Origin of the sequence: Bacteroides eggerthii, assembly GCF_025146565.1 — a bacterium.
In the GTDB taxonomy this organism is placed as follows: Bacteria; Bacteroidota; Bacteroidia; order Bacteroidales; family Bacteroidaceae; genus Bacteroides; species Bacteroides eggerthii.
Map to the genome: position 1 here is coordinate 1786220 of NZ_CP102258.1, position 20775 is coordinate 1806994.

The window sequence follows — 20775 nt, forward strand, 5'->3', positions numbered from 1 at the left end:
TGAAAGGCCATCTTTGATTTGCGGAAGGCTGCCGGGCAAATTCAAGAGCCGTTAGCACAGTGGTGCTTGACGCCGGACGACCGCTGTACCTTTGCATGGGAAAATCTAACCGGCGAGGGAGCGACGACAGGATAGTAAGAGGAATGTAATATGGTTAGAATAACCACATAAAAAAGTGGCAAATTGTTTGTGAATTGATATAACCCTGTTATTGTTAAATTCTGCGTACCATTTTGTTGTATGGTAATAAAGTAGTATTTGCATAAAATTAATGATTATGGTTATAACGATTAAGAATATTCCGGTTTTGGAAGGTGCTACGGCAGAAGATTTCGTGCGTAATGCAGAAAAGAATGCCGTAAAGGTAACTCCACAGTTGTCCGTGGCGGCCAAGAAACGGCTACAAAAGGTATTGGAGAAATCCCGTTCATTCCGATTCAACTAACAATGGACGGGATTTCTTTATACGATGATTGCGTCATGCCTGCCTATATAGGGAAGTGCGGGAAAAGTGTCTCCCTTTCACTTGCGGCGAGGATGATCTTGATGATTTTTTCCTTCATGATGCCGATTTATATGCGGATGAACTTTTAGGGAAAACTTATTGTTGGGTGACGACTGAATTTCCGCACCGTATTGTAGCGTTGTTTACCTTGGCTAATGACAGCATCAAGACCAAATTAATCTCTTCCAATGACAAAAATCGTTTGTAACGTAATATCGTAAACCCAAAACGTGGGCGTAGCTACCCGGCTGTACTGATAGGAAGACTGGGGGTAAACCGGGAATATCAGGGCACACCGAGCCATGTAGGACAGCAACTGATGACCTTTATAAAAGACTGGTTCCGTCACGAGGACAATAAAACGGGATGCCGCTTTATCGTAGTGGATGCGTACAACGAGGAAAGGGTGCTTAAGTATTACGACAAAAACGGCTTTCTTCCTCTATACAAGACAGAAGAGATAGAAAAGCAATATTTATGACATTCCACAAGACGCACCTTTGAAAACGCGCTTGCCATATAAAGGACTGATATAACTTGAATTTGACAGAAACGGTCTCGGAATAATCATTCGAGGCCGTTTTTTATGTGCATATTATGCAGTCGCCAAATGCGGTCATAAGGTTCAAGTTATATAATTTACTGAATAGCAATTTCTTTTCTAATCAGGAAAAGAGTTTATTGATAGTTTTTTCGTATATTTGATGCAGTTAGAATATATTTAACTGGCTATTAGTAGATTGGGAAGAACTCACACGAGAACGGGCAACGGATAAGAAATTGGAAAGTGTTTAGAACCACTATATTTCTCAATACTGTCAAATAACTCTTAATCTGAGGCAAAAATAAGTAATTCAAACGGAAGAACCAAGAGTACAAGCGGTAAAAACGAAAAAAAGTAATTACTTCATGAAAGACTTAATCGGAACTATTCGAGGAAAGGGTATTAGAGGGAGAATAGGAGGTAAGTAACTGTAAATGAGTGTGATTATCGCTATATTTCGGTGGTTTGCACAGAGGGGTAAATTAGAATTTCAGAACTACTGTTTTATCTCACACACCCGTTTTTGTAGAAATCATACCATTTGTCAATCTGCTCGGGGTTGTCGGCTCCCAGTAACAGAAGCATCTCACGGGTAAATTCCAAGTGTCCTACACCGTTTGCCGTAACGATGTTCTTATCACTGACAGCTTGTGCTTCCACATAATTTTCTACGTTAGTATAAACTGTACACCCCATTTTTTGAGTTGGTCAATACCGTTGCCCGTATGCTTTACATGGTTCAGAAAACCGTGCGAACACAAGAACGAAGCACCGTTGCATATCGCCCCGACGATTTTGTCTTTATCCAAAGCCTCTTTTACCAATGGGGCGACAAGTTCCGCTTCGGGAGAATCCCAACGGTTGCCGCCGATAAGCACCAAGGCTGCATAGTCTTTCGGCATATTCTCAAAAGAATAATCGGGCAAAGTTCTGAAACCGCCGATAGGACGGACAGTGTCCAATGTCGGTGCAACGGTATGCACTTCGTACTTGATTTCACCATCCGGTATCACGGCCACATGAAGGGCCGTGGAGAGAAAAGCCCCCCAGTCTGCGTACCCATTTAACAAGACAAATAAAACTTTCTGTTTCATTGATGTATCTATCTTCTTAGTTTAATAACTTCGCCGCAAGTTTGTAGGTAAAGAGAATTCGGGGATTGGACAACTCCCATCGCTGAACCTCATCCCGTATCAATTCTGCGTGCTCCTTGCTTATGTCTCTCAAGGCATTTCCCACGGATTTCCTTAAATACTTGCTTTCATGTGCCTTGTGCTTACAGATCAACGCAATGGCAATTGACGGATTCTCCTTGAAGAACGGACGAGTTGTCCAAATCCTCAACCCTTCAGTTACGGCACGGATAACATTCGGATTGTCGTCATTCAGCCACTCTTCGATGAGCGGTAAAGACGCTTCATATCCTCTATACTTGCAAACTTCATCGAAAGCCATTGCAAGCATTTCCTGTACACGCCAATTCTTGTCTATACTGACCGTCTCTTTCAGAAAACAAAGAGCATTATTATTCTCTGTTGCCAATCTACCCAATAGCGTTGTCGCCAGCATCCTGAATTGGTAGGCTTCATGCCTGAACAGTTCGAGGGCAAGTTCAAAAAATTGTTTCCTCGGGTATGCGGAAAGGATTTCATTAGCCCCATCAAGGATGTGGTGAAAACCATGCTCTATTTGCCGTATCTTGTTTAATAAGTTATCGATATTCATTTGTTGAGTGTAAAATTCTTCATTCTTCCATTTTTCTTATCGGGTGCCGGATCACAGTCCTTCGCTTTTCGGGAGCGACTTTCCGGGCGTCACTGAGATAGATTTCATGATGCATGCGCTTATCCGTAATGTCGAGGACGTAGCCCCGGCTCTTCATGTATTCGTGCATAAGTGCGACAGTAACCGGCTCGTCATCATAAGAACCGACATGCATGCATTGGACGCATAAGCCCTCATCACAGGAGAGAAACTCAACCTTGGCAAAATCGGTTTTCTTTTTCTTCGTTGCTTCCCGGATTGCCCACTCGAAATCTGCTTTTGTCACAAAGTCCGGAAGACGGATGACCGATATCCACTTGAAGCTTTCCTTTCGGGCATAGTCGATCCCTTTTACGCCATCCTGCCACCAGAAGCCTTCGAGCGGCGGCACGACATAATCGAAATACCCTTCGATCCGATGATCGCCTTTTTGGCTCATTTTGATGGTAAACGCGATTCCATACAAAAGCCCGATCGACTGTTTGTATTCTCCCTCCTCTGCATTCGGGTCTCCCTGTCCTCGAACGGCTATGTAGTTCATGCTTGGCACGGTAATGATACCGGGCTTGCTGGGGGGCATATAGAATTCCCTGTATTCTTTTTTGTAGTCAAAAGCCATTGGTTTATTCCTCCATCTTATCTATTTGTTGCTTGTTTTGATATGCATCCTTATCTTCCTCATCGCCCAGTCGTAATGGCTTGCCGTTGTCGAAACACAGTAAGCACCGAGTGTGGAAGTGGAAGTGGAAGTGCCAGGCCAATCGAACGCCCCCTTGACAAAGAGTTCATCGTTGGAGAATTGCCCTATCAGAGTCATTACCTCCTTGTGACTCTCTTTTAAGTTCGCTTTTGCTTGTGTCAATGGCGTGCTTTGATGCTTCTTCCAAAACTCCACGTTCATTGCCGGGTATGTGTTCCAGTTGTACGGTTCGGGCAGGACGGTTTTGTACCCGCCGTCAAGCTTGGCTTTTATCCACCTTAGTAGCAGTTGATGCCACTCGTACAGATATACAAGCACATCACGCAGGTTCCTGTCCCTGCTCCAATGTGTTTCTTTCCCGGCCGTTGCCATTTCGTCGGCAAAGGCTGCCTTCTGCCGTTCTTCGCTCATACTGTCGATGAGTTTCCACATCTTGTCGAATTGTCCGTTGGCAGATGTTATCAAATCCCCTTTTGTCGTTGCTCTTGCCATAGTCGTTATTATTTATCATAGAGTTCCTTGCTAAAACTCCGGCAATGCCCGTTGGGGGCTTCAAAAGTCAGCAATTCGCCGTATAGCTCTTCTCTGATGTTGCCGATGATCTTCACATTTTTGCTTCTCAACTCATCCCGGACAAGTTCGATATCCTCCGCCTCCAACATAATCCTTGTCTTGCCGGCAACAACTTCACCTTTTCTCTCCGGTTCTTTTCAGGATGGCAAACGATGTCTCGCCCAAATCGAACTCTATCCGGTCGCCATCAATGGCTTTTATCTCAAACCCTATATTGCGATAGAATTTTTTCGACCGTTGCAAATCACTGACATAAATCCAACAGGCATATATTTTTTAATCTTCATTCTTATCGTGTTCTTTTTCCGTACTCCGTGCAAACCTTGTCGTGCAATGAGACAATGCCGCCACATTCCGTGCAGGTGTATCGAGCGGGGTGTGTTTCCATGAAATGAAATAAAATACCCCGTTTCCCTTTACAATCTCACTATTTTCGACCGGACTTTCCTTGTAACGGCTGTTGTAACTTCTTTCGAGGTTTCTTATAAGTCTACAAGGGAAGTCGCCACACTGATAGTAATAAGTAATCTCTTTCAGCAGCACGCAGTCCTTTATCCTGCCTTGCGACAATGTTCCGGTCTCCCTTTGCCTTCCCGCGTACAGCCGACGCAAGTTTTTTGCGTTTTCCGTGTATGACAATGCTTATGGCAGACCATACAGTTCATACCGCAGGGAGCGAGCATTTCTATGTCAATGCAGTCAATTCGCATATCTCTTTCCCCATTTATTCTATGCTGCAAAAATAATAATTTTCTTTGTACCGTCGTGCTTTTATTGTTCTATTAATTCCTGTATCTCGTTAAGATGCAACTCAATATGTCCCAAATATCCATCAATCACTTGGCGAAGAGTTACAGCAATACCCTCGAAATTCTGCCATGAATTTTCAAGCTTAGTATGGTCAACCGATTTTATCACTTGAATCATGTGCAGATTGTAATACTTCTACAACTGAATCGTAATATTCCAATCAGCATTTTGATAATCCTGTAAAGCGATCCACAAGTCATTATCCTGTTGATAATCGGGAAAGTCAAGTTTATCGTTGTACTGTAATCGAACCACGCGTTGGTGATTATTTGCAGCAGAATCAACCAAATGATCCAGTATCTGTTTGATAGTCCTGTTTTGTTTATTCCTCTTTTTTGTAATTGTATCAACTGGTAAATCAATCAATTTTTGCTCCCAAGTATCAATATACCGTAGAATCCCATTTGTAACATTTGAAAAATCCATTTTTATTATTTGTTTTATTGAGTCAAAAACAGTAAAACATTCAACTCCTCAACGTCAGGCAAATCAGATGAGTTTGTACTTTACTCTTTGCGATGATTATTAGAATCGTCTTCATCCTAATTTCGTTGCACTTCGGTTTCTTTGCATACGAGACAACATGAGCTAGGCACAGTTTTCACCTTATATCCAATTCGCTTGATTAAAAATCACAAATCTTTTAGCAGACCATTCTCATCGTATTCGAACATAGGCCCCCACACCACCTCCCAATAATACCCGTCAAGATCGGAGAAGTAGGCATGATAACCGCCCCAGAAAGTTTCCGCGGGTTCTTTCGCGATTCTGCCTCCTGCTTTGCATACTTTTTCTATAACCACATCCACCTCTTCACGTCTTTCCACATTGTAGGCGAGTGTAATTCCCGCAAAGCCCTCGGCAATTTTCGGTGGATTCGTTTCACTGATGTCTTTGGCGAGCAGCCCCAGCGGATAAAGCTCAAACTTCGTACCTGGTGTATTGAAGAATATAACCTGTGGTTCATCTCCTTTCTCGCAGGTTTCGAAACCGAGTCCATCACGATAAAATCTTATTGCAAGGCTCATGTTGCGGACACCAAGGCAAATACAAGTAATTTTATTCATATTCACATGATATTTTAGTTATTGTGTGTCGAATCTATACTCCTGGAGTTAACAGTATTTCACTTGTTTATCCGTATATCAGGATCGAAACTGTAGTTTCGCTTGCCCTCTATAACCGTGGCTTGCAGAAATAGTGCCCTGAAACGGTCGAATGTGTTTCTTGCGACGCCGTACCTCCCGCATATCATGGCGATCGTCCGCCCGTCATTTAACAAGCCGGCTATTTCTTCTCCCGCGTCGATCAGGCGTTGGAGCTTGGTATAGCTTCCCCTCCTGCGACCCAGTATGACGCCTTGTTCCCGTCGTGCCGCCAGGGCCTCTTTGGTGCGGGCGGATATGAGGTTTCGCTCGATCTCGGCCACCAGGCCGAACGCAAAGCATAACACCTTGCTGTTGATGGTATCGTCAAAAGAATAGCGATCCTTGGTACTGTACAGGAACACGCCTTTTTCGAGCAGTTCCCCCACGATCGTCATAATATCGGTAAGCGTGCGGCTTAACCTGGAAAGTTCTGTCACGATCAACGTGTCCCCGGCTTTTAACCGCTTTACCGTTGCCCCGAGTTTCCGGTCGCGTCTTTTCTTGCTGCCGCTCACGACTTCCGTGACCCAGCAATCCACCACCATGTTTCTACTACCGGCAAATCTCGTGATCTCGTGTCGTTGGTTAGTCAGCGTCTGCCTTCCCGTGCTGACCCTTAAATAAGCTACTACCATAGTCGGAAAAATTAAAAAAGCACGAAATTGCCTTTTCCCGACAATTAAAAGGTATAATCACTCTATTTATTTGCACGATAAATCGTTCGTTTTCAGAGGCAAAGGTATTGTATTTATTTCAACTAGACAAGCATTTCGTGCAAAATATTGAATAATAGAACATTAAAAGACGGGATTAGCTTTAGAAAGTATTTCGAATCAATAAAATAATAATTTCACTAAAAAACGAAGGATAAAAAGTGAATCACTGCTTGTTTTCGCGTGCTTGCAATTTAATAATGTAATGTACCGGGGTGGCTGTTTCCTGCACATGCCTCCCGGTACGGATAAAACAGAATATATGAGAAAAAGCTTACTCGTCTTGCCGTTTCTGTTGCTGCTGTCCGCCGGTTTCTCGGTGGCCCAGGAGCCACTACCGCGTGACACCGCCGCTGTGAAGGTCTATTTCCAGCAGGGACAGGCCACGCTGGATTCCACGTTCCGGGACAACGGTTCCCGCCTGGACTCGTTCTCCCGCCGTCTGGCCTCGTTTCGGGGTGATACCACCTTCCAGATTCGATCGGTTCGCGTCGTTTCCGGAGCTTCCCCGGAGGGTTCCTCCAAAATCAACAGGAGTTTGTCGGAACGGCGTGCCACGGCCATCCGCTCCTATCTCGAAAAGCGGGTTTCCCTGGATGGTCACGCCTTTGAGGTCGAATCTCCCGGCGTGGACTGGGAGGGCCTCGCCTCCCTGGTCGAATCCTCCGATATGTCCTACCGGGACGAAGTGCTGGAGATACTGTATCATACTCCCGAGTTCGTTATCCGTGAGGGCAAGGTCGTGGATAGCCGCCAGCGTCAGCTGGGCATGCTGCACGGCGGCGAGCCGTGGTGTTACATGGAAGAGCGCTTCTTCCCGGAACTGCGCGCCTCGGGAGTGCTCGTCGTCGTTGAAACCGGGCGGGAGGATACTTCCAGCCCTGAACCGGTCGCCCCGCCGCGCGATACCGTTGTCGTAGAGCACCGGGACACGGTGGAGGTCATCCGACGCGACACGATGGATGTACTTTGCCCTATTGTCCCGGCCCGCAAACCCTTCTACATGTCGCTGAAAACAAACTTGCTCTACGACGTGGCCCTGGTGCCGAATATCGGAGCGGAGTTCTACCTGGGCCGCGGCTGGTCGCTGGGCGGTAATTGGATGTACGCCTGGTGGAACAGCAAGAAGCGTCATAATTACTGGCGCCTCTACGGCGGGGAGCTGGAGATCCGCAAATACTTCGGTCGTCGCGCGGCAGAAAAACCGCTTACCGGGCATCACCTGGGACTCTACGGGCAGCTGTTCACGTACGACTTCGAGCTCGGGGGTACGGGTTACATGGGCGGCAAACCGGGCGGCACGCTTTGGGAGAAGATGAACTACGCTGTGGGTCTGGAATACGGCTACTCGCTGCCCGTCGCCCGTCGCCTGAACCTGGATTTCGTCATCGGCTTGGGCTACTGGGGCGGCGAATACCATACATACGACCCCGTCGACGATCATTATGTCTGGAAAGAGACCAGGCAGCGCCACTGGTTCGGGCCCACGAAAGCGGAAATCTCCCTCGTGTGGCTGATCGGCCGGGGTAATTACAACGAAAAGAAAGGAGGCAAGCGATGAAAAAGATATTCCATACGGTGACAATGGCGGCACTCCTTGTCGCCGCGACATCCTGCGAGCACAAGGAGCTGTGCCTCGACCACGCGCACGCGGTGGAGGTGGAGGTGGTCTTCGACTGGCGTAACGCTCCCAACGCCGCCCCGGCTTCCATGTCGCTCTACCTGTTCCCGGGTGACGGCGAGGCGTTGCGTTATGATTTCACGGGTCGCGACGGCGGCACCATCCGCGTTCCTATCGGAAAGTACGAGGCGCTGTGCCTGAACTCCGACACCGAAAATATCGTTTACCGGAACACGGAACGCAAGGGTACTTTCGAGGTGACGACCCAGACGAGCCCGCTGCTGGGGGGCCTTTCCGCCCTGGGCGTGCGCTCCGAGGGTGCCCCGAGGGCTGACGGGGCTGAAGACGAGCGCGTCGCGCTGTCCCCGGATATGCTTTGGAGCGACCACGCGGAAAGCATCGAGCTGAAACATGTCCCGGTTCGGCAGAGGATCACGCTTTACCCGGAACAGTCGGTTTGCAGGTACACGGTCGAGATCCGCAACGTCGAGAACCTGAAATATGTCTTTGGTGTCAGCGGTTCGATCTCAGGCCTCGCGGGAGGCCTGTTGCCCGGCACGGACATGCCCAACGCGAACAAGGGCGCTTACCTTGCCGTGAAAGTGAACATCACGACCAAGGACGGGGCCCGTGTATATCCGGCAGAATCTGTCGGCGAGTATGATTGGGCCGCCGTGGCTGTCGGCACGAACTGGCAGGCCGGTAAGAAGTACATCTACACGCTTGACTTCTCGGAGGGTGCCGGTAAGGTCGATCCGGAGAAAGAACAACCTGAAGATCCTACCGTTGACCCGTTCGATCCGGGCGAGGATATCCTGGGCAGCCCCATCAAGTTCACCGTGGAGGTTAGCGAGTGGGAAGACGCCGGCGCGCAGGATATAACAACTATGTAACCAACCCTCCGGTCGCGCGACGGCCGGGCAAACGGGCCGGAAGGGGTTGAACCGGGTAAACGTGTCGTAGGTGAAGAGGCACACGCGCGACACGTTCCGGGGGGAGAGCCGCGAGAGGGCTTTCCCTGTCCCCTTCCGGTCACTAAAGGCAATTTTCGCCTGAACAAAAAAACAGGATATAAAAAACAGGGCCATGAACAAGCAGGAGCTGATAAAAGCGGTAGCCGCCGCGAGCGGGTTGTGCGTCGTGGATGCCTCGAAAGAAATGAGCGCTTTCGAGAATATTTTGGAGGACTGTATGGCGCGAGGGGAAATACTCTCGTGGTCTGGCGTGGGCGCCTTCTGCGTGCGGGAACACAAGGCTCGCCCGGGACGCAACCCGTTCACGGGGTTGGGGATGAGGATTCCGACCCGTAAGGTCGTGAAATTTTCCCCGGGAAAGTCCTTGCGCGAGGCTGTCATAAAGAAAGGAATCCACGGGAGGCGTGCTCGATGCACCGATAAGGAAACATGATATAAATGACTAAATGACATGAATATGGATCTAAAAAAGAATTTATGCCGGGGGCTCGGGAACCGGAGCCTGCCGGTATTGTTTTCGGTTCTCCTGTTCGCCTCGTGCCAGGACGACCTGCAAACGAGTGTACACACGGGGCCCGGCATCCGCTTCTCGGTTTCCGACGGGGCGGGATGGCGTGCCACGCGAGCCGAGGGTAGCCCCGCGGAAGAGACGACCCCGAGGGATTCCCTTCTGGGCGTGCTGCCCCTGCAGGCCGCGGACGGCGGCGAGGGGTTGTACCTGCACGCCATGATCTCCGACAATACCGGCAACGCCCTTGCGGATGACGAACGGATCGGCACCCGTTCCGCTCCCGTGAAGGACATGGAGACCTACGGGAATTTCGGGGTCTTGGCCTACCTCTACACGGGGGCGTGGGACGGCAGCGCCACGCCCGGTTTCATGTACAACACGGAGGTGCGCGGCGATGGCGGCGTGTGGTCGCCCGCGGCGGATCACAACTGGCCGGGCGAGGGGCAGAAACTCCGTTTCTTCGCTTATGCGCCCTACAACACTCCGGGGATCGAGCTACCCGCACAGCATGAGGCGGGATACCCCGGCTTAACCTATACTGTTCCCGAAAAGGTACAAGACCAGAAAGACCTGCTCGTGGCCGCTTCCGGGGAGATGGCGGGCGACCACAACGCCACGGCCCCGCTGACCTTCAGCCACGCCCTGACCGCCGTCCGGTTCGTTGTCGGTGACGACATGCAAAAAGGAAGTGTGACGAAAATAGCCCTCCGCGGCGTGTACGGCAAGGCCGTTTATGATATGGACGGAGACTCGTGGAGTGCTTTCGAGGAAACGAAAGATTTCTCGCAGACGCTTGATAAAAAAGTGGACGGCCAGCCCGGGAATGAGATCACCTCCGGGGAGGGCACTTTCATGATGATCCCGCAGCAGCTGCCCCAGGGCGCGGAGATCGAGGTGGTCTTTACCGATGACCTGACGGGAACCGAGCGGACGCTGAAAGCCGACATCGCCGGGGCGACATGGCCCCAGGGCAAGACCGTCACTTACCGGATTTCCACCTCGAGCATCCTCGTCGTGCCGACTTTCGAGGTGACTGCTCCCGAGGCTTTCACCTATCAAGGAGGTACCAGCGAGTACTCGGTGACCAGCTATCTCGCCGTCTCCCGTGAAGGCGATGCAACGCAGGGTGTGCCGCTGGCGTGGACGGCCGAGTTCGTCGAGGATGACGGTAGCGGGGGCTACAACGTGATCGACCGTCCTGAATGGCTCACTGCTTTCACCGCGAGCGGTAACGGTGGCACGTCTGCCACGATGCTATCTGCCACGATCGCGGCCCAGCAGGGCGTTACCTCCAACCCGCATAACGAGGTGTTGCGGGCGGCAGCTCCCGTGAGCGGTACCTACGACCTCTCGACCAAGGGCGGCACCGAACCTGTGAACACGGCAAACTGCTACGTTATCAACGCCCCCGGTACATACAGCTTGCCGCTGGTTTATGGCAACGCCGTCAAGAACGGGGCGGCCAACACCTCGGCCTATATCCCGTCGGTCATCGACATCCCGGATGAGGAAGAGCGTTACTTGACACACTTCGTAAACCATCTCGATTCGGTTATCACCGATCCGTATATCTACAACAACGCGAACTGCACGCCCGCCAATGCCACGTTGGTATGGCAGGACGAGCCGGAACTGGTGACGAACGTCCGCCTTTCGCCTGACAAGCGCGGCTTGCTTTTCGACGTGCCGCAGGAATCGATCAAGCAGGGAAACGCCATCGTCGCCGTGCGTGACGCCGCCAACACCATCATGTGGAGCTGGCATATATGGGTGACGGATTTCGTGCCGGGACTCCCCCCGACCGTGGAGGAGCGTTACGATCCCCGGAAGACCCAGCGCGACAAGGTCGTGACCAATTACCAAGGGGTGCAATATACCTTTATGGGAAACTGTATCGGCTATTGTTATGAAGGCATCACCACCTACGATGCCCGCAGCGTGAAGGTGCGCTTTACACAGGCGGAAACCGGTGCTATAAAGGTCATAACGCTCATACAAACGCCTGCAGTCGTAAATCCCGGCAATGCGCCCTATTATCAGTTCGGCCGCAAGGATCCGATGCTGCCCGGTATGCTCGACGCTTCTGGTTCCTCTGTCGATAAGAGTTGCTATTCCGACGGCTACGCGTTTAAACTCTCGAATGACCAAAGCTCCATCGGCGCTAGCATCCAGAACCCGCATATATTTTATGGCGTGAGAATATCCAGTTGGTTCTCCGGTGCTCTTCATTATTACAACCTTTGGAGTGCCGACAACATGGAGTATAATGTGCATAACGACAATGCGGTGGTCAAGACGATTTACGATCCCTCGCCCGTCGGCTACCATCTGCCTGCGTCGAACGCCTTCACGGGATTTACGTTTGATGGCACGCACAGAAGCGGCTACGACAAGATTAATACTCCCTATCGCGACGACACGGAGGCTACCTATAATTTTGGTATGGAGTTGTATTGTAACAAGATGATGGGCCAGGGAAGTTACGACACTGCGGGCGGTACAGTCTTCTTTTCGTTTGCGGGTCAACGCCCCTATCAGAGAGGCAAGCCTACCATGTGCGGTATAGATGGTACCTGCTGGAAGGCCGTATATGCTACTAACACTGTCATCCGCCGGCCTTATATAGTTGCCCCGGAAAACACCTACAGCAACGCCAGCGCCTACTTGGTGCAACCCGTTAGGGAATGAGCGTGCGGGAGATGCTTAAAATAGTGAGACTCCAGCGATGACAACCGTTCATGCAACGTGTCATTGCTGTTTCAATCCTAAGAAAATCTAAATCGCAGGCGGCGGATGGGATAACACCCGCCCGCCGCTTTGCTTTTAAATTATCAGTCAATTCATCTATAACGATTCAAAGCCATGGAAATGACAGGATTTACACAAAAACTCCAGAAAGAGATCGAGCGTAAGATCGTCCAGATAGAGACCTCCGATCACAGTATACTGAACAAGTCTATCGAGGCATCACGTGTTTTGGGTGACGCGTTCAAGCGTCTGAAAGAGTTCATCATCTCTTACGAGTTCGCCAGCGAGGAGGAAGAAATCTTGTTTTTCAAGGAGATAAAACCCCGCCTGTTTTCCCGGTTAATCTATTACCGGAAGATTTACAATATCGAGATGAACCGTCCGGTGGGGAGTATCGAATCGCAGAAGGAGTACCTCCTGACGGAGATGGATGATCTGGGTCGGTACACCCGCAAACGGCTTGACTTTATCCGTTATTACCGCAGCGGCGCCACACACCTGGACAGCCTCTATTTCCTGCGCGGGCAGACCGACACGGAGCAATACCTGGAAACCTTCTACTATGAACTCGACCCGCAGTTTTCGACAAACGCGGATTTCAAGGTGGCGAAAATCCTGGCCAACGACATGTTGTCGGTTTATCTTATGGGCGAATTGGAATCACTGGAGAGTACGAACCACCGGAACATGGTTCTCCCATTGCCTGACGTGCGTCCGACATGGCAGGACTCGAAGACGGATCTGACGGAACTTATTTACCTGCTCGACAGTAAAGGCTGCTTCGGCAATGTGCCACTCACGCAACTGGCCAGCTACATTTCCAACGCTTTCAACGTACACCTCGACATGAACCTTTCGAGGACATTCTGCGATATGAAAATCCGAAACAACCCGACACCGTGGCTTGACAAGGCGACAGAGGCCCTGCTTAAACGTATGCAGACGTGGAAGCGAAACAAGAAAAACGGCAATTCCGAGTAGAACATGAACCGGTAAGGCACTTTATCCCTTATAGAAGCACTGATAATCAGCGTTGTATATAACAAAAAAAACCGAGGTCGGTTTTCCCTCGTAACTGTCTTTGGAACTTTTCTGAACACCCGTGTTTGCACCCGTATGTCTTCACCGCATGAACCGTTGAGAATCAGTTCACTGCAAATTATCAAAAAAAAGTCGTACCGACCTCGTCTTAAGCTGTCCATATAACCCCGACCTTTGTAACAGACTAAAAAAAAAGAGTATGAAAATCATAGTGTTCGGTTCGCGAGCCTATAACGAGCTTGTCGGACGTATAGAGAAAATAGAGGGGCCGCAATCGCCTCTCCCCCTGGAAAGGAGCGTGTACGGAATAAGGAGTATATAAACGACGAATGGATGGACGGCGAGCAGGTCTGCCGTTACCTGGGCATCAGCGGGCGTACCCTTCAACGCCTCCGCTCGGATCACGTGATCACCTGTTCGACCATCAACCGGAAGCTGTATTATTCCCTCACGGAAATCCGCCGTGTCCTGAAGGAGCGTTCCCCGGTCGGTCTTTACCACCCGGAACGCCTCGTTGAACACTCTCGCTTTGATAAAAGCGGCTTTTGACAATAGCCCGGACTGCTCGTAAAGGTCGAGGAAACGGGCATGTTCCACGGCTGAAAAGTTTACCGAAAAGCGGTAAACGGCCGGGTCGTTTTTCGCGGGTCGTCCCCCTTTGCCCCCTCGGGGCTTTCTGTTCTTTTCCATCGCATCGAAATTTTAAGGAGAGGCCAGGGCCCCACCGGTTCCTGAAAATTCCGATCCCTTCGCGGCTTGCCGCCTTTCTGAAAAGCACCGACTCCGGAGGTGCTTTCTCCCCCTTGCGGGCAAGCTGTTTTCTGCTGCAAAACGAGAATCGTGCAGCAGAAAACACAGCTTGCTATTTGCCCTTTGCAAATACCTTCTGCCCGCTCGCGGACAGAACATTGAAAGAGCCGCCGTAAAACGGGGCAAGGACGGCTTCATTAGCGTCGGGATCGTTCACGAGGCAAAGATACCGACCTATTCAATCGCTTGTACTATAATCGATTATGCCACTTGCGTCCACTTTGACGCCACACGCGGCCATAGCGGAAAAAGAGCATACAACCCGTGTTTTTAAGGGTTTACTTTGCACGTGAGAACGGATACGGGTAATGACACATCCCCCTGTCCGCACACGTGCGGACGGATGCAGAAAACACCGTGTGCAGAGGAAAAAGCGGGTCTTTGTCCGGATAAGCAAATGCGGTTGCGCGTGAGTATAAAATCGGACACGCGCCCATGCACCGGCATACCGGCGTAACAGCCTGCCAGCGCACCAGCATATATGCGTGCCGGCATACCAGCATAAAATCTCATGCCGTCACTTGCCCAGATACGTGAAGAGATGAACGATTACCCGATTGTATAACTAAAAACGCATGGAACAATGAAAGAGAAAACGAAATTCGTGGCCTTCTCCACCCAGAAAGGCGGAGCGGGCATATCTTATGCAAAAATTTACATAACATCCCCGTCGATCCACTGCTTCAGCGTGGCAACGCCCCACACCTGCGGGTCGTCGAACATGGTGTCGAGCCGCCCGATACCCTCGCCGAAGGTTACGAGCAGCGTTTCATAGGAGATTTCCTTGTTTACTTCATTCGTTTTCATATTCTCGCTTTTACGGGCGGCTTTTGCCGCCCCGAAATTTTTTAATCAGACAAGTTCCACTCTAACCCTGCTCATGTTCGCCCAGAACACGCCGTTGCAGTAGTAGGCGTAGCCGTTATGCCAGTTGCTCCTGCGGCGTATCACGTCCTGCTCGGGTGGTCGTATCTCGATACTCGTGGTGTAGATGTTGTGTCCCACGGTAATGACGAGGTTGCACCTTCGCCATATCTCGGAATGGGTTTTGAACCCGTTTTTCCCCTCGATGAGCGCAAGGGCCGTCTTGACTGCTTCCCGAACTTCCCAATCCCACTCCCCGAAGGGTTTGGGCGGGCGTGCCATGTAGCTTTTATAGATGATTTTCATTGTTTTGTTTTTTTTGTAGGGCGGCTTTCGCCGCCCCGATTTTTATGCTGTCATTCGTTTCCGTATAAGGGACATGTTCCCCTTCATCAGTTTCAGTATTTGCCCGTGGTACGGGGTATTCTTGTTACACACGCCACGGCTCTGCACGACCTCCATGCGTTTTAGGGACACCTCTATCGTTTCGATACGTTTGCCGTCGATTGTGGCCGAGAGTATGAGCGAGTCGGCTTTCAGATAGTATTCGTTGGTAAACACACAATGGTGCATGGCCTCGCCCTCCTGCCGTATGGCTTCAACGCTGTCCAATACCTTGATGCAGATTTCCCCGTCGGAAAACTCCACTCCGAAAAACCGCCCTTTGGCTTCGACAAACGAGGCTTCCTGTTCCAACGCCTTGCGCCGTTCCTCCTGCCGCCGTTCCATTTGCATGTGCCGCCGTTTTTTTGCCATGTAGAGGTCATGCGCTGCGGGCAGGTCTGCGGGACACACGAAATGGGCGTTATGCAGGTCTTTCCCGAAAAATCGCAGCAGGTCGATGTAGTCGCACCATTCCGTCGGTTTCCCGATAGCGTACCCGTTACGGATGGCGATACGGATGGCCGGCCAATAGTCTGCGATATTGCGGGAGGAACAGGCGAAAAATCGCACGAGTGCCGTTTGTCCCGCTTTAAGCAGCGTTTCGGCCTTGTTCTCCGAGAGCAGCAGGTGGATAAGGTCGAAAGGGGTTACATCGGGGAGTTGTTTGCCGTAACCGCTTCGGCGCAGTTCGGGGATAAGCCGTTGCCGGGGATAGATGCGTGTGGGCGTGATGTTGTATTTCCCGTCGTTCTCCGCCCGCAGTTCCAATGCGCTCGACCAACTCCACCCGTGAACGAAGAAGCCCATCGGGCGCAGCCGTGCGAAGGTTGCGGAGCGTCCGTCGGGGGCAATCCACCGCTGTACGGCTTCGATATGGGTGTAAACGGGCATCTGTCCCACTTTCGCCCAACACTCGATATAGACGAAGCGCAGGACTTGAAAACCCTTGCAGCGGGTTACGATACACAAATACTCGTAATCGTTGAACTTGCGGCGCAGGGTGGTTTCCACTTTCAGCGTGGTGTGGCAGTGCGGACACTCGCACCCTAACAGATTGTCCGTGAGTTCTCCGTTTTCGCTCTGCCACGTGTGGCCGCACTCGGTGCAGGTGATAAGTCCTTTCGGCGTGCGGCGTCCGATATGCTCGATGCAGTTCTTGTACCCCCATTCGATTTGTGCGGGGGTAAGCGGCGGCAGGTGTTTACTTGCCGCCACAACGCTCTGTTGGAATTTTGTTCTCGGTTTCATAACTAAAATAGACTGGGCATTAGTTTGTTATCTTCGATTTTCTTGGGTTTGGACTTGGCTTTCGCCAACTTGGCGTAGGCTTCGCTCTCGGCCTTCCGTATGGCGTTCCGCCGTGCCTCGGCTTTTTCCTCCTCGGTCAGTTCGACGGTGTGATTGACCACTACCTTGCAACTGACGGGTTTGCCGATGTCGATGTCCTCCTCGTCGTAATAGTGGAGTGCCATAGAGTATATTTCCTCGTCGGCAAACCCGTTGCAACCGCTCTGCCGTACTTGGTTGATGATGAAAGTGCAGCAATCGTCAATGTTCTTTTTCGGGTTGGCGTATCGGGGTGCGAAAAGTTCGTCCTCCCGTGCCCGTGCGTCGAGATAGTTCTGTATCGTCAGTTTGAAATAATCTGTTCCTTGTGCCATGATTTTTTGGTATTGTGGGGCGGCGAACCGCCCCGTGTTCAACATTTATTCGTCCTTTCCGAGAAGCCGCCGCACCTCGTCCTCTTTGGTCTTTTGGAAAATCCATCCCGCTTTCTTCTGCCCGTCATGCGTCAGCCGTGCGTTGAAGCGTCCCCCGAGTGCGTGAAGGGCGTCCTTGACGGGCTTGGTGTCCCCGAATACGGCTATCGCCTTCTCGGAATAGTCCACGATGATAAACCCGCCTTGCACGCTCGTTTCAGTGCGTTCCGCCCGTTTTTCGTCTTTCGGCTCGGGCAGACATATATTCTCCTCGTTTCCTGCGATATATGCCAGCCTGTCGATGTACCCTTCACGGGTGTAGTGGGTCAGTTTGCAGACACTCCACCCGTATTTCGGACTTTTGCCGAGCGTGAAAACGGGATAGCGGTGTTCGTTCTTGGGGTCGTATTCGGAGAGGTGCGCCGTTTGCGGGAAATTGGCCGCCGCCTTTCTCAACTCCCCGAAGCCGTTGCGGGAGGTGGCCGAAAAGCCGAGAATGACGGTACGCACGCTTCGGGTGGTCGAACACTCGTAAGAGGGGTCAGTGTATTCCGTTTCGTTGAGTTCGGCGATGATTACGCCCTGCACCCCTTCGGGCATGATGCGGCGTAACCTCTGCGCTCCTATTTCCGCTATGCGGTCATGCTCGGCTTTCTCTTTGGCGGCGGCGATGGCCTGCGCCGTGGCTTGCTCTTCCGCCTGCCTCACGAGCAAAGCCGCCTCGAAAGCGTCCATGAACTCGGGGTTCACGTCGTCGTAGTACCTGCCGATACCGAATGTTTGCGAGAGGGGTCGCAGAATGTCCGTTTGGCTGATTTCCTTTGTTTCGGTATCGACCATGTGGTACACGTAGCCACGGGCGGTGTGTTCCACCTTGTAAACGACGTAACGCTTTCTGCTCGCACCCGCACCGATACCGATGATTACCTGGTTTTCCTTGACTACCTGCACCTGCGTGTCCGTGGTAGTCGCTCCGAATAATGAAATGTACTTTGTCATACCTGTAAAAATTTAGAAGATGTGAGTGAATAGGAAATAGAAAAAGCCGGTTAGAGCCACGAGAGAAACAAGGCAGGAGAAAATGCCCCGCAGGATGTCATAACAGAACGTGAAGCCCAAAACGACCCAAATAAAATCGATACCCCACACGTGGAAGCCCAAAGCCACCGCCCCGACCTTTACCGCCAACCCGACCTTTGCCTTTATGCCAAGTGGAAGGTTGGAGGATTTCTGTTTCCATTTATTTTTCTCTTCGTTTCTCATAACCTTTGACTTTTTTTTATGCCGTAGCGGAGCCGGTATGGATGGAATCTGTTTCGGTAGCATCAAAAGGTGTCGGGGATAGCTGCTGCAAGATTTTGTCGGAAAATACGCTCGCCCGCAGGGAAAGAGGAAGATTTTGCGGCAAACCGCCCCGCGGCCCGATCTTGCAGCAGCGTGAGCCCCGTAACTACCTTTGCTACTGACAACAGATTTCCATACCGCGCTCCGCGGCATGAAAAAAAAGAGAGGAAAAGGTTATGGGAGAGAAACGGGGAGAAAACGATATGCCGTGAACGCTCGCGAAAGTCGGTTCACGGCTCACCCTGCATGGAATGATAAATCGCCCGCGAACATTTCCTTTCACGGGCGATTGGCGTATCGGAACGTGCCGATCCCGTATCGGCGGAGGATCGTTTCCGCCGGACGTGGAGCCACTCGCTGCCACTTTTAAGACGGATACGTCCATATACCACTGGCTGATAACAAGATACTGTTCATTTGTGTACTTTTGGGCATCCGGGAAACAAAAAATGAAACAGAACATGGAAATAATAAGTATGGACGTGAAGGCTTTCGACGCGCTGGCAGGGCACGTGGAAGCCATTGAAAGAAAAGCCGAGGCGTTATGCCGCAGGCAAGAGGACGTGAGTTTGAAAAAATGGCTGGACAACCAGGATGTCTGTGACGTGCTGGGTATATCGAAACGTACCCTGCAAACCTACCGGGAGAAAGGGTTGCTGCCTTTCAGCCGCATCCGTCACAAAATCTTCTACAAACCGGAAGATGTCGGGAAACTGCTGCAATCGTCGCACTATCCTAATACCGCCGCGTTATGAGCCATTATTTCATCGACAAGCACGATCCGTGTGTGGCGGATCTCTTCCGGCGCTTGGAAAAGGCCGGCAAGGCACTGGATAAACTGGAATCCTCCGGAGGCCGGACACTCAAGGGAGAGCGGTTCGTCACCGACGAGGAATTGTCCCGGCTGCTGAAAATCAGCAGGCGTACATTGCAGGAATACCGCACGGCGCGGATCATTCCCTATTATTTGATTCAGGGCAAGGTACTATACATGGAATCCGAGATACAGAAATTCCTGGAAGATTCCCGGAAGAAATGTATCGGGGGACAGGAATGGGTATAAAAGAAGAACGGCCAAAACATTGGCCGTTCTTCTTTTTCAGTTCAATATCGTGTTCATGCCGGGGAGCTGCCAGACGACGGCGGTCGTCGTGGCCCTTCGGACAAGCCACCGTCGGAAGGCTTCGGCATTCCCGGATTTTAAGCGGAAAGCCAGCGCGGCGATCATTTCGAGCGAATACAGCTCGACAATACCGCCGTCACGGTTGCGCTCCCGGCGGTAAACCCTCTCCTCACAGAGTATGCCGCTTTTGAGTATGGAGCGGATGTTGCTCCCCACGGCAGGAACGAAGACTCCGAACAGGTCGGCAATCTGGTGGCGCGTGAGCCATACACGGTTCTCCGGCGCGTGGATTTCCACCCGCCCGTTTTCAATGCTGATAGGTTCTCTTGTCGTCATAGTCATACAAATTTATCAATTTTTGTTATACTGTTCAACCGTTTACCGTTATAATATCTGCCGTTTCCGGTTCGTCCTCCTCGTAGAGATTTATTTTCCGGCCTTTGGTCTGTTCTTTCAGCCGTTTCATGTCCTCGTCCACCTTGCGGTCGGTCACTTTGGCGTAAATCTGCGTGGTGGAAATGCTCTTGTGTCCCATCATGCGGCTGACAGTTTCGATAGGCACACCCAACGAGAGCGTGATATGTGTCCCGAAATTGTGCCTCGCCTTGTGGAACAGAACCCACAAAGCAGCCGTCAGCAAACAAGTAACAACAAAACGTAACCCGTTTGAAATGAGCGGTTTTTCATTATTCTGCCAAATACCGGAAACGCAACGGAGTGCGGAATATTGAGCCATTTCAGTTTCCAAGCCGTTAGCCGTCAGTTACCGAAGCAAGAACAGGTAACGCACGGAAAATGAAATTGTTGCAAGCCCGTGCTGATTGCACTGATACGCACCGTTCTGCAAATCAATGGACGCTTACTCATGAATTAATTTTGCGACAAAAACAGTAAGCGT

The 20775-nt window shown here is 51.0% G+C and carries 24 protein-coding genes and 5 pseudogenes; 9 read left to right on the forward strand and 20 right to left on the reverse strand.

The window, feature by feature from the left end; genetic code table 11:
* Nucleotides 1-277 precede the first annotated feature (277 nt).
* Both NQ546_RS07175 and NQ546_RS17335 read left to right on the forward strand, forming a co-directional pair.
* Nucleotides 278-445: a hypothetical protein gene (locus NQ546_RS07175; protein ID WP_007219681.1), complete on the forward strand. Its 168-nt coding sequence runs from the start codon at nucleotides 278-280 to the stop codon at nucleotides 443-445.
* A 2-nt stretch (nucleotides 446-447) separates the two neighbouring features.
* Nucleotides 448-1041: pseudogene (locus NQ546_RS17335) on the forward strand (N-acetyltransferase).
* A gap of 512 nt (nucleotides 1042-1553) precedes the next feature.
* On the opposite strand, the pseudogene NQ546_RS07185 reads toward NQ546_RS17335, so the two are convergent.
* From NQ546_RS07185 to NQ546_RS07230, 10 genes and pseudogenes are all read right to left on the reverse strand, one after another.
* A pseudogene (locus tag NQ546_RS07185) lies at nucleotides 1554-2143 on the reverse strand (type 1 glutamine amidotransferase family protein).
* 16 nt (nucleotides 2144-2159) lie between these two features.
* Nucleotides 2160-2774: a DNA alkylation repair protein gene (locus tag NQ546_RS07190; protein ID WP_004289417.1), complete on the reverse strand. Its 615-nt coding sequence runs from the start codon at nucleotides 2772-2774 to the stop codon at nucleotides 2160-2162.
* Nucleotides 2775-2793: 19 nt separating this feature from the next.
* On the reverse strand, nucleotides 2794-3432 hold the full coding sequence (locus tag NQ546_RS07195) for a GyrI-like domain-containing protein (RefSeq protein WP_004289418.1): 639 nt from the start codon (nucleotides 3430-3432) through the stop codon (nucleotides 2794-2796).
* 21 nt (nucleotides 3433-3453) lie between these two features.
* Complete coding sequence (locus NQ546_RS07200) at nucleotides 3454-4005, reverse strand: ClbS/DfsB family four-helix bundle protein (protein ID WP_004289419.1); 552 nt, start codon at nucleotides 4003-4005, stop codon at nucleotides 3454-3456.
* An 8-nt stretch (nucleotides 4006-4013) separates the two neighbouring features.
* On the reverse strand, nucleotides 4014-4175 hold the full coding sequence (locus tag NQ546_RS07205; RefSeq protein WP_004289420.1) for a VOC family protein: 162 nt from the start codon (nucleotides 4173-4175) through the stop codon (nucleotides 4014-4016).
* A gap of 25 nt (nucleotides 4176-4200) precedes the next feature.
* Nucleotides 4201-4329, reverse strand: a complete 129-nt coding sequence (locus tag NQ546_RS07210) for a VOC family protein (protein WP_004289421.1) — start codon at nucleotides 4327-4329, stop codon at nucleotides 4201-4203.
* Nucleotides 4330-4362: 33 nt separating this feature from the next.
* Nucleotides 4363-4698: a DUF3795 domain-containing protein gene (locus NQ546_RS07215; RefSeq protein ID WP_199176032.1), complete on the reverse strand. Its 336-nt coding sequence runs from the start codon at nucleotides 4696-4698 to the stop codon at nucleotides 4363-4365.
* Between the two features lie 159 nt (nucleotides 4699-4857).
* A pseudogene (locus NQ546_RS07220) lies at nucleotides 4858-5331 on the reverse strand (DinB family protein).
* 197 nt (nucleotides 5332-5528) lie between these two features.
* Nucleotides 5529-5963 (reverse strand): VOC family protein, encoded by a 435-nt coding sequence (locus NQ546_RS07225; protein WP_039953112.1) that lies wholly within the window; start codon nucleotides 5961-5963, stop codon nucleotides 5529-5531.
* Nucleotides 5964-6022: 59 nt separating this feature from the next.
* Nucleotides 6023-6679, reverse strand: a complete 657-nt coding sequence (locus NQ546_RS07230; RefSeq protein ID WP_004289426.1) for a recombinase family protein — start codon at nucleotides 6677-6679, stop codon at nucleotides 6023-6025.
* Nucleotides 6680-7019: 340 nt separating this feature from the next.
* On the opposite strand from NQ546_RS07230, the gene NQ546_RS07235 reads away from it, so the two are divergent.
* The 5 genes from NQ546_RS07235 to NQ546_RS07255 all read left to right on the forward strand — a co-directional run bounded on the left by NQ546_RS07235 (nucleotide 7020) and on the right by NQ546_RS07255 (nucleotide 13592).
* On the forward strand, nucleotides 7020-8318 hold the full coding sequence (locus NQ546_RS07235; RefSeq protein ID WP_039953199.1) for a DUF3575 domain-containing protein: 1299 nt from the start codon (nucleotides 7020-7022) through the stop codon (nucleotides 8316-8318).
* Nucleotides 8315-9271 carry a DUF5119 domain-containing protein gene (locus tag NQ546_RS07240; RefSeq protein WP_004289429.1) on the forward strand — a complete coding sequence of 319 codons (957 nt, stop codon included), beginning with the start codon at nucleotides 8315-8317 and terminating at the stop codon, nucleotides 9269-9271. Before NQ546_RS07235 ends, NQ546_RS07240 begins: the two co-directional genes overlap by 4 nt.
* A 193-nt stretch (nucleotides 9272-9464) precedes the next feature.
* A complete protein-coding gene (locus tag NQ546_RS17340; RefSeq protein WP_004289430.1) occupies nucleotides 9465-9785 on the forward strand; it encodes an HU family DNA-binding protein in 321 nt (106 codons plus the stop codon).
* 18 nt (nucleotides 9786-9803) lie between these two features.
* The gene (locus NQ546_RS07250; protein WP_004289431.1) at nucleotides 9804-12551 is read left to right on the forward strand and encodes a fimbrillin family protein; all 2748 of its coding nucleotides are present in this window, start codon (nucleotides 9804-9806) and stop codon (nucleotides 12549-12551) included.
* Between the two features lie 180 nt (nucleotides 12552-12731).
* A complete protein-coding gene (locus tag NQ546_RS07255; protein ID WP_039953202.1) occupies nucleotides 12732-13592 on the forward strand; it encodes an RteC domain-containing protein in 861 nt (286 codons plus the stop codon).
* Nucleotides 13593-13880: 288 nt separating this feature from the next.
* Here the strand turns inward: NQ546_RS07255 and NQ546_RS17445 are convergent, their stop codons facing one another.
* The 8 genes and pseudogenes from NQ546_RS17445 to NQ546_RS07300 form a co-directional block, all read right to left on the reverse strand.
* Nucleotides 13881-14342: a plasmid mobilization protein gene (locus NQ546_RS17445; RefSeq protein WP_004289433.1), complete on the reverse strand. Its 462-nt coding sequence runs from the start codon at nucleotides 14340-14342 to the stop codon at nucleotides 13881-13883.
* 390 nt (nucleotides 14343-14732) lie between these two features.
* Nucleotides 14733-14975, reverse strand: coding sequence for a hypothetical protein (locus tag NQ546_RS07270; RefSeq protein WP_039953114.1), 243 nt, complete (start codon nucleotides 14973-14975; stop codon nucleotides 14733-14735).
* Nucleotides 14976-15128: 153 nt separating this feature from the next.
* A pseudogene (locus NQ546_RS07275) lies at nucleotides 15129-15269 on the reverse strand (DUF6956 domain-containing protein); the annotation flags it as partial.
* Between the two features lie 45 nt (nucleotides 15270-15314).
* Nucleotides 15315-15632, reverse strand: a complete 318-nt coding sequence (locus tag NQ546_RS07280) for a hypothetical protein (protein ID WP_004289435.1) — start codon at nucleotides 15630-15632, stop codon at nucleotides 15315-15317.
* A gap of 42 nt (nucleotides 15633-15674) precedes the next feature.
* Entirely contained in the window at nucleotides 15675-16958 is a 1284-nt protein-coding gene (locus NQ546_RS07285) for a PcfJ domain-containing protein (RefSeq protein ID WP_004289436.1), read from the reverse strand.
* 2 nt (nucleotides 16959-16960) lie between these two features.
* A complete protein-coding gene (locus NQ546_RS07290) occupies nucleotides 16961-17371 on the reverse strand; it encodes a PcfK-like family protein (protein WP_009132163.1) in 411 nt (136 codons plus the stop codon).
* A 45-nt stretch (nucleotides 17372-17416) separates the two neighbouring features.
* Nucleotides 17417-18409, reverse strand: coding sequence for a hypothetical protein (locus NQ546_RS07295; RefSeq protein ID WP_004289438.1), 993 nt, complete (start codon nucleotides 18407-18409; stop codon nucleotides 17417-17419).
* Between the two features lie 12 nt (nucleotides 18410-18421).
* Nucleotides 18422-18673 carry a hypothetical protein gene (locus tag NQ546_RS07300; RefSeq protein WP_004303766.1) on the reverse strand — a complete coding sequence of 84 codons (252 nt, stop codon included), beginning with the start codon at nucleotides 18671-18673 and terminating at the stop codon, nucleotides 18422-18424.
* Nucleotides 18674-19215: 542 nt separating this feature from the next.
* On the opposite strand from NQ546_RS07300, the gene NQ546_RS07305 reads away from it, so the two are divergent.
* Nucleotides 19216-19509, forward strand: coding sequence for a helix-turn-helix domain-containing protein (locus tag NQ546_RS07305; protein ID WP_004319131.1), 294 nt, complete (start codon nucleotides 19216-19218; stop codon nucleotides 19507-19509).
* A complete protein-coding gene (locus tag NQ546_RS07310; protein WP_004289442.1) occupies nucleotides 19506-19817 on the forward strand; it encodes a helix-turn-helix domain-containing protein in 312 nt (103 codons plus the stop codon). Before NQ546_RS07305 ends, NQ546_RS07310 begins: the two co-directional genes overlap by 4 nt.
* Nucleotides 19818-19853: 36 nt before the next feature.
* Here the strand turns inward: NQ546_RS07310 and NQ546_RS07315 are convergent, their stop codons facing one another.
* Together NQ546_RS07315 and NQ546_RS07320 are read right to left on the reverse strand one after the other, a co-directional pair.
* Nucleotides 19854-20219, reverse strand: a complete 366-nt coding sequence (locus NQ546_RS07315) for a hypothetical protein (protein ID WP_004289443.1) — start codon at nucleotides 20217-20219, stop codon at nucleotides 19854-19856.
* 28 nt (nucleotides 20220-20247) lie between these two features.
* Nucleotides 20248-20490: pseudogene (locus NQ546_RS07320) on the reverse strand (tyrosine-type recombinase/integrase); the annotation flags it as partial.
* Nucleotides 20491-20775: the final 285 nt, after the last annotated feature.

Bases quoted from the DNA above. Each gene is read 5' to 3' on its own strand.
- NQ546_RS07295 (WP_004289438.1), bottom strand. From the start codon at position 18,409: ATGACAAAGTACATTTCATTATTCGGAGCGACTACCACGGACACGCAG.
- NQ546_RS07270 (WP_039953114.1), bottom strand. From the start codon at position 14,975: ATGAGATTTTATGCTGGTATGCCGGCACGCATATATGCTGGTGCGCTG.
- NQ546_RS07175 (WP_007219681.1), top strand. From the start codon at position 278: ATGGTTATAACGATTAAGAATATTCCGGTTTTGGAAGGTGCTACGGCA.
- NQ546_RS07280 (WP_004289435.1), bottom strand. From the start codon at position 15,632: ATGAAAATCATCTATAAAAGCTACATGGCACGCCCGCCCAAACCCTTC.
- NQ546_RS07305 (WP_004319131.1), top strand. From the start codon at position 19,216: ATGGAAATAATAAGTATGGACGTGAAGGCTTTCGACGCGCTGGCAGGG.
- NQ546_RS17445 (WP_004289433.1), bottom strand. From the start codon at position 14,342: ATGGAAAAGAACAGAAAGCCCCGAGGGGGCAAAGGGGGACGACCCGCG.
- NQ546_RS07290 (WP_009132163.1), bottom strand. From the start codon at position 17,371: ATGGCACAAGGAACAGATTATTTCAAACTGACGATACAGAACTATCTC.
- NQ546_RS07205 (WP_004289420.1), bottom strand. From the start codon at position 4,175: ATGTTGGAGGCGGAGGATATCGAACTTGTCCGGGATGAGTTGAGAAGC.
- NQ546_RS07285 (WP_004289436.1), bottom strand. From the start codon at position 16,958: ATGAAACCGAGAACAAAATTCCAACAGAGCGTTGTGGCGGCAAGTAAA.
- NQ546_RS07310 (WP_004289442.1), top strand. From the start codon at position 19,506: ATGAGCCATTATTTCATCGACAAGCACGATCCGTGTGTGGCGGATCTC.
- NQ546_RS07225 (WP_039953112.1), bottom strand. From the start codon at position 5,963: ATGAATAAAATTACTTGTATTTGCCTTGGTGTCCGCAACATGAGCCTT.
- NQ546_RS07240 (WP_004289429.1), top strand. From the start codon at position 8,315: ATGAAAAAGATATTCCATACGGTGACAATGGCGGCACTCCTTGTCGCC.
- NQ546_RS07255 (WP_039953202.1), top strand. From the start codon at position 12,732: ATGACAGGATTTACACAAAAACTCCAGAAAGAGATCGAGCGTAAGATC.
- NQ546_RS07230 (WP_004289426.1), bottom strand. From the start codon at position 6,679: ATGGTAGTAGCTTATTTAAGGGTCAGCACGGGAAGGCAGACGCTGACT.
- NQ546_RS17340 (WP_004289430.1), top strand. From the start codon at position 9,465: ATGAACAAGCAGGAGCTGATAAAAGCGGTAGCCGCCGCGAGCGGGTTG.
- NQ546_RS07315 (WP_004289443.1), bottom strand. From the start codon at position 20,219: ATGACTATGACGACAAGAGAACCTATCAGCATTGAAAACGGGCGGGTG.
- NQ546_RS07250 (WP_004289431.1), top strand. From the start codon at position 9,804: ATGAATATGGATCTAAAAAAGAATTTATGCCGGGGGCTCGGGAACCGG.
- NQ546_RS07195 (WP_004289418.1), bottom strand. From the start codon at position 3,432: ATGGCTTTTGACTACAAAAAAGAATACAGGGAATTCTATATGCCCCCC.
- NQ546_RS07190 (WP_004289417.1), bottom strand. From the start codon at position 2,774: ATGAATATCGATAACTTATTAAACAAGATACGGCAAATAGAGCATGGT.
- NQ546_RS07200 (WP_004289419.1), bottom strand. From the start codon at position 4,005: ATGGCAAGAGCAACGACAAAAGGGGATTTGATAACATCTGCCAACGGA.
- NQ546_RS07235 (WP_039953199.1), top strand. From the start codon at position 7,020: ATGAGAAAAAGCTTACTCGTCTTGCCGTTTCTGTTGCTGCTGTCCGCC.
- NQ546_RS07300 (WP_004303766.1), bottom strand. From the start codon at position 18,673: ATGAGAAACGAAGAGAAAAATAAATGGAAACAGAAATCCTCCAACCTT.